We start from the raw sequence: 12,788 nt of genomic DNA, 5'->3' as shown, positions 1-12,788 counted from the left end.
TTTTTTTCTCATCCTATTTAGCGCTTAAAGCAACTACATTTAATAAACTCCAAGGTTTATTAAAATGAGGTTGGAAGAAGAAGTCCACAAAAGCAAGTTCATCTATTGTCATTTTGTTTTGGATAACCACAGACATTGTATTCATCATCTGAGTTAAGTCTGTCTTGGATATAAGTTGAGCACCAAGAATAACTTCAGAATCAGCATCATATACAACTTTTATTGTAGCTGAATCAAAAGTCGGCATGAATTCTGGTCTATAGTTATCAGTAACGGATACTGACTTAACATTGAAGCCTGCAGCTTTGGCAGAGTCTTCTGTAAGACCTGTTGCAGCAATGTTATATTCATATATTTTAATTCCTGAAGTAGCTTGAGTACCCATGTATTTAGTGGTTGGCTTAACAAGATTTCTTCCTATTAGAGTACCCATTCTAACTGCATTTGTAGCAAGAGGGATATATTCTCTTTTACCTGTTGGATTGTAAATTACTGAACAGCAATCTCCAGCTGCAAATACGTCTTCTTTACTTGTTCTCATATATTCATCTACAAGTATTGCTCCGTTTGGTAGCATATCTAACTTACCTTTAAATAGGTCAGTGCTTGGTCTAAAGCCAATACATAATATTACAAGATCAGCTTCATATTCACCTTTATTGGTTACTACTTTAGTAACCTTTCCATCGTTACCTTCAAACTTATTTACAGTTTCACCTAAAGCTAGCTTAACACCTCTATTAGCAAAAGCCATTTCTGCAGTGTCTGTAAATTCTTTGTCTAGATATTTGCTTAGTATTCTATCTACGCTATCTATTAAAGTAACTTCTTTACCATTAGCTTGGAAAGCTTCTACTAATTCAACACCGATATAGCCAGCTCCTACAACAACAATTTTATTTGCTTCTTTTGCTTTTTCAATAATTGTATTTGAATGATAAAAGTTCTTTGAAAGAAGTATATTATCTAAATCTATTCCTTCTATCTTAGGCACTATAGGCCATGACCCAGAAGTTATGATTAGCTTATCAAAAGTATCTTCGAATTCTTCATTTGAATTTAAATCTTTAACTTTAAGTTTTTTTGCATCAAAATCTATATCTAATACATCGTGAGACATCTTAGTTTTTACACCTAGCTCTGCTAGTGCTTCAGGAGAGCTGTAGAACAATCCTTGAGGATCCTTAACCACTCCACCAACGTATAATGCAATACCACAGGAAAGGAATGAAATATTATTATTTCTCTCATATACTGTAATTTCTGCATCTGGATATAGTTTTGCTGTATTTACTATCGCTGCAGTACCTGCATGGGTACAACCTATTACTGCCACCTTCATAATCTTTACCTCCAAAAATATAATTAATATAAATTATTTACGAATAACAATTATCGCTTGTCTATATTTTAACAAGAGTTATAGAAAAAATCCATATATTTTTTAACGACTTTTTATTATTTTTCTTCAAAAAAGTAATTCTATACTAAAAATTATTTTATTACTTAGGAAATTATTTTATTAGATAAAGCTGTTGGCAAAAATAATTGGATGGTTTAAATGCATGTAATAGGAGAAAGAATAAAAAAGAAATTATACAGTCTGCCAGATTTTTCACATATATATTTGGAAAGTCATATGCGCAAAAAAAGTTCGCTGAAGAAGCTTCAGCGAACTTTTTATTGTTAAGACCATATTAATATAAAACTAATATATTTTTTAATTCTTATCTACACTTATATCTCCAGAGGTTGTATGAAGTGATAATTTATTATTGCCATTACCGTAGGTTCCACTTAAGCTTCTTTTGCCAGAAGAACTATTTTCAAGAGAAAACTTAGTGCTCATATCTCCTGAAGTAGATGATGCATCTAAGTTGAAAGAGCAATCCTTGGGTAGCTTTAAAATAATATCCCCAGAAGTAGAGTGGGCACTGATATCACCTATGACACTTTGATAATTGAATGATATATCTCCAGATACTGAAGAGGAACTAGATGACCCTTCAAACTTATCTAACAATACTTTTCCGGATACTGTTTCAGTTTCAGTTTTATTTGTTATAACATTTGAACCAGTTATATCTCCAGAAACTGTTTTAGCATTGAGAGAATCCACCTTAATATTTGACAGTTTTATACTCCCAGAAGTTGAGTTTAACTTTAGGTTATTAAGTTGTTTATCCGATATATTGATTTCTGAGGAAACAGTGCCAAGTGACAAGTTTTTTGAATAATCTTTTGGCATGTAGATATCTATCTTTGAGTTTAATGAGTAACTTCCTATACCGAGAAAGGACTTATTTTCAAGTGAAACATTTACCGTATCTCCATCTGTTGAACTTTCAAGTTTGGGAGCAGTTGTTGCAAAGCTAGTCTTCAAGTTACCAGTTAAGACTACTTTTATTTCATTTTTATCATAATCATGGAATGCTAAATCACTGCTTACAAAAGATAGATTTATATTATTTATCCCAGATAAAGATTTGTTAACCTCGTCATTTAAGTTGTAATCACCTTTATTATTAGAAGATGATGAACTACTATTGTTATCATTGAATTGAACTGTATTAGAGTGTCTTTCAACAACATGATTATTATTTATAAATGAATTAGTATCATTTATTACATTAAGAATATTAAAATTTGACACCTTCAATATTATGGCCGCAGCTCCATAACATATTAATACTATGGCTGCTAGAATTAAACAAAGTCTTTTCATAAAATTATTTTTCATATTATCTCACCTCTATCTAAAAACAGATATAATCCATTTAACAAATTTTATTATTAGAAGAATAAACGCTCTTATCAAATAGAAGCTTCCTATGGTACTTAGTATACCTAAGGCTAAAGTACCGATTCCTATTAATAGAGAAGCTGTTCCTGGTACTGCTGACCAACCACTAGGAATTGAAATTAATCCAAAAACAGATCCTACAGTTGTTCCTAGTGTTATAGCAAGACCAGCTACGCCTATGGCAAAAGTTCCGCCTATAAGACCAATCATTGCCCCTAGTATACCTATAACTATCCCGAATATTCCAGGACTAAATAATAGAAGTAATATAATTAGAATTATTGCGAATACTTTACTATTGCCGTTATCGCTACCATTATTTATGCTATTGTTGATTATAGGTGTATTATCATATATAAGATTATTTTCTTTTCTATATTGATTTACAATTGTATGTGGATCGCCTAGTTCTAGTATTATATCTTCTTCTGATTTTCCTTGGGCTAAACCAACATCAAAATGTTCTTCATAATCATAGATAATATCTTTTCTTTCCTTTTCAGGGAAATCAAGTAGGCCATTAGAGATTATATTTAGAAATTGATGCTTATTCATCAGGACTTTCCCCCTTAATTATTGTATTAACATTCTTTGAAAAGCTAAACCATTCATTTTCTAATTCTAGTTTTGTTTTGTATCCTAGTTCTGTTAATCTGTAGTATTTTCTAGGTGGACCTTCTTGAGACTCTTGTAGGTAGGTTGTAAAGTAGCCTTCTTCTGTAAGTCTTCTTAGTATTGGATATATAGTCCCATCTGATATTTGAATATTTTTAGAGATTTCATTTACTAGTTCATATCCATAACAATCCTTCCTAGACAATACAGAAAGTACACAAAGTTCTAAAACACCTTTCTTTAATTGAATATTCACCATATCACCTCTTTATTAATTTAAATTAAGAAAAAAATATACTTATTTTATTACACAGGTAAAATATCTTTATATTTAGGCTCTGCTAAAGTACTGTGTTGAAATTAAGTGGCCAGTCATACGATGCTTAGATGAGCTTACGCAAAGGATTGATATAGAATCTCCTTCTTAATCACTTAATTTCAACAATATCATTAAACATAGCCTATATTTAATGAAAAATTTAGAGTTATAATTACTACCTCCAATGGTTACTGATTAATGGTTAATTCATCTCATATCTATAGTATATAAATCAGTATTAAATAATGCAAGGTACTGAACAATGTTTAAGAAAATCTTAAGAATTGGATAAATTTCCTTGAAGATAATATAAACACAGCCTAGTGTATCAATATGGTGATTATCTATTAAATAACAGGAAATTAAAGAACAAGGTGATTAAATTCAAGAAATAGAGAAATATGATGTTTAGCTATATTAATACACATGATATTATAAAACTCGTCCTTACGACAGAGTTGAGAGGACAAACACAAGAATTGAATTAAGTTTTTTAAATAAATTAAACTAATTCAAAAAAATGTGTTGACAAAGAAATCTTACGGTGGTAAGATAAATGAGCTGTCAGAAATGCAGCATAACAAACTTGGTCTTTGAAAATTAAACAGAGTAAAATAAACAAAGTCTAAAACTAGACTTAAACCAGCAATTCTTTTGAAAAAAGACTTACTAAGTAAGTAAGCTATGATTAAACTTTAAATTGAGAGTTTGATCCTGGCTCAGGACGAACGCTGGCGGCGTGCCTAACACATGCAAGTCGAGCGGAGAAAGTTCTTCGGAACTTTCTTAGCGGCGGACGGGTGAGTAACACGTGGGTAACCTGCCTTATAGAGGGGGATAGCCTTCCGAAAGGAAGATTAATACCGCATAACATTTTCGTTTCGCATGAAATGAAAATCAAAGGAGCAATCCGCTATAAGATGGACCCGCGGCGCATTAGCTAGTTGGTGAGGTAATGGCTCACCAAGGCGACGATGCGTAGCCGACCTGAGAGGGTGATCGGCCACATTGGAACTGAGATACGGTCCAGACTCCTACGGGAGGCGACGGTGGGGAATATTGCACAATGGGGAAACCCTGATGCAGCAACGCCGCGTGAGTGATGAAGGCCTTCGGGTTGTAAAGCTCTGTCTTTGGGGACGATAATGACGGTACCCAAGGAGGAAGCCACGGCTAACTACGTGCCAGCAGCCGCGGTAATACGTAGGTGGCAAGCGTTGTCCGGATTTACTGGGCGTAAAGGGAGCGTAGGTGGATGTTTAAGTGGGATGTGAAATACCTGGGCTTAACTTGGGTGCTTTGCATTCCAAACTGGATATCTAGAGTGCAGGAGAGGAAAGTGGAATTCCTAGTGTAGCGGTGAAATGCGTAGAGATTAGGAAGAACACCAGTGGCGAAGGCGACTTTCTGGACTGTAACTGACACTGAGGCTCGAAAGCGTGGGGAGCAAACAGGATTAGATACCCTGGTAGTCCACGCCGTAAACGATGGATACTAGGTGTGGGGGTTTCAACACCTCCGTGCCGCCGTTAACACAATAAGTATCCCGCCTGGGGAGTACGGTCGCAAGATTAAAACTCAAAGGAATTGACGGGGGCCCGCACAAGCAGCGGAGCATGTGGTTTAATTCGAAGCAACGCGAAGAACCTTACCTAGACTTGACATCTCCTGAATTACCCTTAACCGGGGAAGTCGGTACCTTTGGTATCGACAGGAAGACAGGTGGTGCATGGTTGTCGTCAGCTCGTGTCGTGAGATGTTGGGTTAAGTCCCGCAACGAGCGCAACCCTTATTGTTAGTTGCTACCATTTAGTTGAGCACTCTAGCGAGACTGCCCGGGTTAACCGGGAGGAAGGTGGGGATGACGTCAAATCATCATGCCCCTTATGTCTAGGGCTACACACGTGCTACAATGGCAAGTACAAAGAGACGCAAGACCGTGAGGTGGAGCAAATCTCAAAAACTTGTCCCAGTTCGGATTGTAGGCTGAAACTCGCCTACATGAAGCCGGAGTTGCTAGTAATCGCGAATCAGCATGTCGCGGTGAATACGTTCCCGGGCCTTGTACACACCGCCCGTCACACCATGAGAGTTGGCAATACCCGAAGTCTGTGAGCTAACCCGTAAGGGAGGCAGCAGCCGAAGGTAGGGTCAGCGATTGGGGTGAAGTCGTAACAAGGTAGCCGTAGGAGAACCTGCGGCTGGATCACCTCCTTTCTATGGAGAAATTATTAAGTACTGATGCATTTCAGACTTAATATACACGAATTCTGGTTGTTATTTACTCTGTTTAATTTTGAGATACCAAGTATCTCAGATTGTTCTTTGAAAATTGCACATAAGTTAAAGTAAAGATATTTACTAATTCTTTGTAATATAACTACTGACTAAACAATGCACGCTAGTATTGAAGTCAGTATCCGGTTTGTTCAAATGCAAAATATGCGGTTAATCTATATAGTACAAACGCACAAGTGCGAACAGTACATATATAAGTCAGACGCAAAATTTGCGAAGCAAATTGGAGTGGCATTAGAACCAAGCAGTACGAGGAACCGACGAACGAGCCGCGGAGCTTACTTCAGGTAAGTGAGCAGCGTAGTGAGGAAGGTGACGAAATAATGCGCCGGTTATAATGACACTAAAGTAGAATTGTTTAAAAGCAATTCGACGAAATTGATAGAAACGAGCAGGACGAGGAATCGACGAACGAGGAGCGGAGTTTACTAAGCTAAATGAGCACCGCAGTGAGGAAGATGACGAAGTAATGCGAAGTTTATAGCAATTTCAAAAGATGGGTTAAGTTAGAAAGGGCGCATGGTGAATGCCTTGGCATCAAGAGCCGAAGAAGGACGTGACAAGCTGCGATAAGCTTTGGGTAGGCGCAAATAGCCTGTGATCCAAAGATTTCCGAATGAGGAAACTCACGTAGGTAACCCTACGTATCTTATAGTGAATACATAGCTATAGGAGGGTAAACCTAGGGAACTGAAACATCTAAGTACCTAGAGGAAGAGAAAGAAAAATCGATTCCGTCAGTAGCGGCGAGCGAAATCGGAAGAGCCCAAACCAAAGATTTATCTTTGGGGTTGCGGACAGAACATAAATGTGGTGGCTATTGTAATTGAAGATATCTGGAAAGATACACCGTAGAAGGTAATAGTCCTGTAAGTGAAACAAGAAGACCATAGTTCTGCTCCAGAGTACCACGAGACACGTGAAACCTTGTGGGAAGCAGGGAGGACCACCTCCCAAGGCTAAATACTACTTGATGACCGATAGTGAAGAAGTACCGTGAGGGAAAGGTGAAAAGAACCCCGGAAGGGGAGTGAAATAGAACCTGAAACCGTGTGCCTACAACCGATCAGAGCACCATATGTGTGTGATGATGTGCTTTTTGTAGAACGAGCCAACGAGTTACGGTATGTAGCGAGGTTAAGTACTTAAGGTACGGAGCCGAAGGGAAACCGAGTCTGAATAGGGCGAATAGTTGCATGCCGTAGACCCGAAACCGGGTGACCTATCCATGGCCAGGTTGAAGCGAAGGTAAAACTTCGTGGAGGACCGAACCACGTTGGTGTTGAAAAACCATGGGATGAGCTGTGGATAGCGGAGAAATTCCAATCGAACTCGGAGATAGCTGGTTCTCCCCGAAATAGCTTTAGGGCTAGCGTCGGATATGACTAATGGAGGTAGAGCACTGAATGGGCTAGGGGCATATCGCTTACTGAACCTTATCAAACTCCGAATGCCATATAGTATTAGTCCGGCAGTCAGACTGCGAATGATAAGATCCGTAGTCAAAAGGGAAACAGCCCAGATCGTCAGCTAAGGTCCCAAAGTATAAGTTAAGTGGAAAAGGATGTGGGATTTCTAAGACAACTAGGATGTTGGCTTAGAAGCAGCCACTCATTAAAAGAGTGCGTAATAGCTCACTAGTCGAGAGATCCTGCGCCGAAGATGTTCGGGGCTCAAACTTATCACCGAAGCTACGGCTAGTAGATTTAATCTACTGGGGTAGGGGAGCGTCGTAATCGGGCTGAAGTCGTACCGTAAGGAGCGGTGGACTGATTACGAGTGAGTATGTTGGCATTAGTAGCGAGAACTAGGTGAGAATCCTAGTGGCCGAAAACCTAAGGTTTCCTCAGGAAGGCTCGTCCGCTGAGGGTTAGTCGGGACCTAAGCCGAGGCCGAAAGGCGTAGGTGATGGACAATCGGTTGATATTCCGATACCACTGCAAATCGTTATTACCGATGGAGTGACGCAGGAAGATAGAGTGTGCTAGCTATTGGATGCTAGTCTAAGCACTTAGACATGCAAGTAGGCAAATCCGCTTGTTAAGTTAAGGTGTGATGGGGAAGGCCCTTGTGGCTGAAGTACTTGATTCTGACGCCAAGAAAAGCTTCTAGGGAGAAATGTAGTGCCCGTACCGCAAACCGACACAGGTAGGTGAGGAGAGAATCCCTAAGGCCGGCGGAAGAATTACAGTTAAGGAACTCGGCAAATTGACCCCGTAACTTCGGGAGAAGGGGTGCCTACGAGAGTAGGTCGCAGAGAATAGGCCCAAGCAACTGTTTAGCAAAAACACAGGTCTCTGCTAAAGCGAAAGCTGATGTATAGGGGCTGACGCCTGCCCGGTGCTGGAAGGTTAAGGGGAATCGTTAGCGGTAACGCGAAGCGGTGAACTTAAGCCCCAGTAAACGGCGGCCGTAACTATAACGGTCCTAAGGTAGCGAAATTCCTTGTCAGGTAAGTTCTGACCCGCACGAATGGCGTAATGACTTGGGCACTGTCTCAACTGTAAATCCGGCGAAGTTGTAGTGCAAGTGAAGATGCTTGCTACCCGCGATTGGACGGAAAGACCCCGTAGAGCTTTACTGTAGCTTAGCATTGAGTTTCGGTATTGTCTGTACAGGATAGGTGGGAGACTGGGAAACATCCTCGTTAGGGGATGTGGAGTCGACCTTGGGATACCACCCTGACAGTACTGGGATTCTAACCGGGCACCATGAAGCTGGTGACGGGACATTGTTAGGTGGGCAGTTTGACTGGGGCGGTCGCCTCCAAAAAAAGTAACGGAGGCGCCCAAAGGTTCCCTCAGAACGGTCGGAAATCGTTCGTAGAGTGCAAAGGCAGAAGGGAGCCTGACTGCGACACTTACAAGTGGAGCAGGGACGAAAGTCGGGCTTAGTGATCCGGTGGTACCTCGTGGGAGGCCATCGCTCAACGGATAAAAGCTACCTCGGGGATAACAGGCTGATCTCCCCCAAGAGTCCACATCGACGGGGAGGTTTGGCACCTCGATGTCGGCTCGTCGCATCCTGGGGCTGAAGTAGGTCCCAAGGGTTGGGCTGTTCGCCCATTAAAGCGGCACGCGAGCTGGGTTCAGAACGTCGTGAGACAGTTCGGTCCCTATCCGTCGCGGGCGTAGGAAATTTGAGAGGAGCTGTCCTTAGTACGAGAGGACCGGGATGGACTGACCTCTGGTGCACCAGTTGTTCCGCCAGGAGCATAGCTGGGTAGCTACGTCGGGAAGGGATAAACGCTGAAGGCATCTAAGCGTGAAGCCCACCTCAAGATTAGATTTCCCATAGCGTAAGCTAGTAAGATCCCTCGAAGAACACGAGGTTGATAGGTCGGAGGTGTAAGCATGGTAACATGTTCAGCTGACCGATACTAATAGATCGAGGGCTTAACCAAAACAATATTACAAAGTTAACTTAAGTGCAATTTTGAAAGAATAATCTTTCAATATCTAGTGATGATGCGTCTAAGGGTTACACCCGTACCCATACCGAACACGAAGGTTAAGACTTAGACGGCTGATGGTACTGCATGGGCGACTGTGTGGGAGAGTAAGTGGTCGCTAGGTTCATAAGGCTCCTTGGTCAAGCGGTCAAGACACCACCCTTTCACGGTGGTAACAGGGGTTCGATTCCCCTAGGAGTCACCATAACCTATATAACTCGATTTACTTCCGGAGTTAATCGAGTTTATATATGTGTAGAACGTAATGGAGAATTTATTCTCGTAAACTAATATATAAGGGGGCTGTCGCACTAATTAATTAGTGCACAGCTCCGTTTTTTGCATAAAAAATAAATCCAGCATTCACAAGAGTGCTGGATTTATTGTAAAATTAATATATGACCAAACATATTAATTTACATAAAGATTATACTTTAAATAAAGGAAGTTATCAATTAAAACTTCCATTTAATATTGATTATATGGTCTCAGTTAATGATTCGGTGCGTTTGCTAAGTCAATTTGTAGAGGAGATGGATTTAACAGATTTATATTCGACTTATTCCCGAATTAGGGAAAATCAAGCTACGCCACGACAGATGCTGAAGATTGTACTCTATTCTTACATGAACCATATCTATTCTTCACGGGATATGGAAAAATATTGCCGACGTGATATTAACTTCATGTATCTTCTTGAAAATTCACCAATACCTGATCATTCAACATTTGCTAGATTTAGAAGCTTACACTTTGCGCCATGTGCAGAAAGAATCTTAGCTGAAATGACAGAATGTCTTCGTGCTACAGGAGAAATATCTGGAGATGCTATATTCATTGATGGTACTAAAATTGAGGCTTGTGCTAATAAATATACTTTTGTTTGGAAAAAGGCAGTTACAAAGAATTTAGAAAAGCTTCTTGTTAAATTGGCTGATTTAGTAGCTAACTGTGAGGAACTATACGGAATTAAGATAATATACAATGACAAAGTGAAGATGAAACATATAAAAAGTTGCGAAAAAAGCTTTACGCTCTGAAATATGAGAGAAATATTGAATTTGTGCATGGATCAGGGAAAAGAAAAATGCCATTACAGCGATCTATTGAAACTCTTGAAGAGTATCTTGACAAGTTAAAAGAATACACGCAAAAGTTGCACATTTGCGGTAACCGTAATAGTTATTCAAAAACAGATAATGATTCAACATTTATGAGAATGAAAGAAGACGCTATGGGAAATGGTCAGTTAAAAGCTGGATACAATGTCCAACACGGTGTTGATTCGGAATATATTGTATGGCTCACCGTATGCGATCAGCCAACGGATACCCCTACACTTATTCCATTTCTTAAGAGCATGGAAGAATCTCTAAGTTTTAAATATCTAAAAATAGTTGCTGACGCTGGCTATGAAAGCGAAGAGAACTATTTATTTATTGAAGAAAATGGACAACTCTCTTTCATTAAACCAGCAAACTATGAGATATCTAAAACAAGGAAATACCAAAGGGATATTAGTAGAATTGATAATATGGACTATGATGAAATTGGAGATTACTATATCTGCAAGAATAATAAAAAGTTAATATTTAGTAAGACTATAAAAAGAAAGAGTAAAACCGGATACATAAGCGAAAAAACAGTATATACTTGCGAAGATTGCAGTTCTTGTTCTTACAAAAGCAAATGTATAAAAGGAAATAACAGCAAGACACCTTTGGAAGAAAGAGCTAAAAATCTTGAAACCTCAAAGTTGTTTAATAAGCTTAGAAAAAAAGATTTAGAAAGAGTTGTAAGTGAAGAAGGCTGCCAACTTAGAATGAACCGAAGTATTCAAGCTGAAGGTTCTTTTGCAGAGATAAAACAAGATATGGGCTTCCGAAGATATCTCTCGAAGGGCAAACAGAATGTTTGGGCCGAAAGTATTCTTTAGCAATGGCACATAATGTAAACAAACTACATAATAAAATCCAATCAGAGAGAACTGGAAAACACCTATTTTCATTAAAAAACAGTGCATAAATTTAAACTTTTAAAAACTAATTGTTTAAAAATAGCCTTAATAGAAAAGGCTTATTAAAGTGCGCAATTTTTTAGAATTTCAGAAAAAACATTCTAAAATATAGTTGTAATTCTTACAAATTTTTAGAAAATTAGGGCTGAGCATCAGCGGTTTTTAACCGCTAATGCGACAGCCCCCTTATTTTTGTTATTCATCAGTAGATTTTTATTCTTTGGCACTTTGTGTAGATTTATAACTTATGCACAAAATATTAAGAAAAATTAACAGTTGTCCACAGTTTTATGCACAATGCTGTGAATAAGTGTGGACAAATGTGCATAACTATCGAAGAATTAATTAGTTTTTCTATAAATTATTAGGGTGATAGATGAGTTGCATTGTAAATTAGTCTTTAGTATACTCAATAATAGCAATTAACGTATAACAAAATATTATATTTATCTACAGTAAACTACATAAAACAAATAAAAACATCAAAGAATACTTTTTTGATGTTTTGTTATTAGACTTACAAACAAACCCTGTGGACAATGTGTGTTGATAATGTGGATAACTTCTAATAAGCTTGAAAGGAGTTCATATGAAGATAATTAAACCTGTTTTAGAAGCAACTTTTATTAGGAGACCAAATAGATTCCAAGGATATATATTATTAGACAACGAGGAAATGATGGTTCATGTCCCTAATACAGGAAGATGCAAAGAGATTTTGATACCAGGAACTACTGTTATACTTAGGAAGGAAGATGCACCTGGAAGAAAAACCAAGTATGATTTGATTTCAGCATACAAAGGAGATAAGCTTATAAGTATAGATTCACATATACCTAATAAGGTGGTTGAAGAAGCTTTAATCAATAGAAAAATACCGTCACTAATAAGATATACTAAAATAATGAGAGAAAAGACCTTCGGAAACAGTCGATTTGATTTTAAGTTAAGTGACGAACAGGAAAATGAGTACTATCTTGAAGTCAAAGGGGTAACGCTAGAGAGTAATGGAATTGCTAGCTTTCCAGATGCACCTACAGAAAGAGGTAGGAAACATCTGTTGGAGCTTGTAGAGGCAAAAAAGCAAGGAAAAGGTGCGGGCGTTATTTTTCTTATTCAAATCGATGATATAAAGGCTTTTACACCTCATGATGAAACAGATCCTGAATTTGGAGCAGCGTTAAGATATGCGTCAAATAATGGAGTTGATGTTTTTGCATATTGCTCTGAGGTGACTAAGGACAGCATTACTTTAAAAAAAGAAGTTCAAGTGATATTATAAAAC

Annotated in this window: 5 protein-coding genes, 1 tRNA gene, 3 rRNA genes and 1 pseudogene; 6 read left to right on the top strand and 4 right to left on the bottom strand. The window is 38.5% G+C overall.

What is annotated here, in order from left to right; genetic code table 11:
• Nucleotides 1–13: 13 nt before the first annotated feature.
• From C1I91_RS26035 to C1I91_RS26020, 4 genes are all read right to left on the bottom strand, one after another.
• Complete coding sequence (locus C1I91_RS26035; RefSeq protein ID WP_128215534.1) at nucleotides 14–1,342, bottom strand: FAD-dependent oxidoreductase; 1,329 nt, start codon at nucleotides 1,340–1,342, stop codon at nucleotides 14–16.
• A 378-nt stretch (nucleotides 1,343–1,720) separates the two neighbouring features.
• Complete coding sequence (locus tag C1I91_RS26030; protein ID WP_128215533.1) at nucleotides 1,721–2,740, bottom strand: DUF4097 family beta strand repeat-containing protein; 1,020 nt, start codon at nucleotides 2,738–2,740, stop codon at nucleotides 1,721–1,723.
• A 12-nt stretch (nucleotides 2,741–2,752) separates the two neighbouring features.
• A complete protein-coding gene (locus tag C1I91_RS26025) occupies nucleotides 2,753–3,358 on the bottom strand; it encodes a DUF1700 domain-containing protein (protein ID WP_128215532.1) in 606 nt (201 codons plus the stop codon).
• A complete protein-coding gene (locus C1I91_RS26020; protein WP_128215531.1) occupies nucleotides 3,351–3,674 on the bottom strand; it encodes a PadR family transcriptional regulator in 324 nt (107 codons plus the stop codon). Before C1I91_RS26020 ends, C1I91_RS26025 begins: the two co-directional genes overlap by 8 nt.
• A gap of 759 nt (nucleotides 3,675–4,433) precedes the next feature.
• Between C1I91_RS26020 and C1I91_RS26015 the strand changes: the two genes are divergently transcribed.
• The 6 genes and pseudogenes from C1I91_RS26015 to sfsA all read left to right on the top strand — a co-directional run bounded on the left by C1I91_RS26015 (nucleotide 4,434) and on the right by sfsA (nucleotide 12,785).
• Nucleotides 4,434–5,954, top strand: a 16S ribosomal RNA gene (locus tag C1I91_RS26015).
• Nucleotides 5,955–6,534: 580 nt separating this feature from the next.
• Nucleotides 6,535–9,438 (top strand): 23S ribosomal RNA (locus C1I91_RS26010).
• 54 nt (nucleotides 9,439–9,492) lie between these two features.
• Nucleotides 9,493–9,610, top strand: a 5S ribosomal RNA gene (gene rrf / locus C1I91_RS26005).
• Together the 16S, 23S and 5S rRNA genes with 1 tRNA gene alongside form the textbook arrangement of a ribosomal RNA operon.
• Nucleotides 9,611–9,616: 6 nt before the next feature.
• Nucleotides 9,617–9,691: transfer RNA gene (locus C1I91_RS26000), tRNA-Glu, on the top strand.
• Between the two features lie 193 nt (nucleotides 9,692–9,884).
• Nucleotides 9,885–11,511: pseudogene (locus C1I91_RS29900) on the top strand (IS1182 family transposase).
• 581 nt (nucleotides 11,512–12,092) lie between these two features.
• Nucleotides 12,093–12,785, top strand: coding sequence for a DNA/RNA nuclease SfsA (gene sfsA, locus C1I91_RS25990; RefSeq protein ID WP_128215530.1), 693 nt, complete (start codon nucleotides 12,093–12,095; stop codon nucleotides 12,783–12,785).
• The last annotated feature ends 3 nt before the right edge of the window (nucleotides 12,786–12,788 follow it).

Origin of the sequence: Clostridium manihotivorum (assembly GCF_004015185.1) — a bacterium.
In the GTDB taxonomy this organism is placed as follows: domain Bacteria; phylum Bacillota; class Clostridia; order Clostridiales; family Clostridiaceae; genus Clostridium_AR; species Clostridium_AR manihotivorum.
The sequence above is the reverse complement of the archived record's forward strand: the minus strand, read 5'-3'. Positions and strand labels throughout refer to the sequence as shown.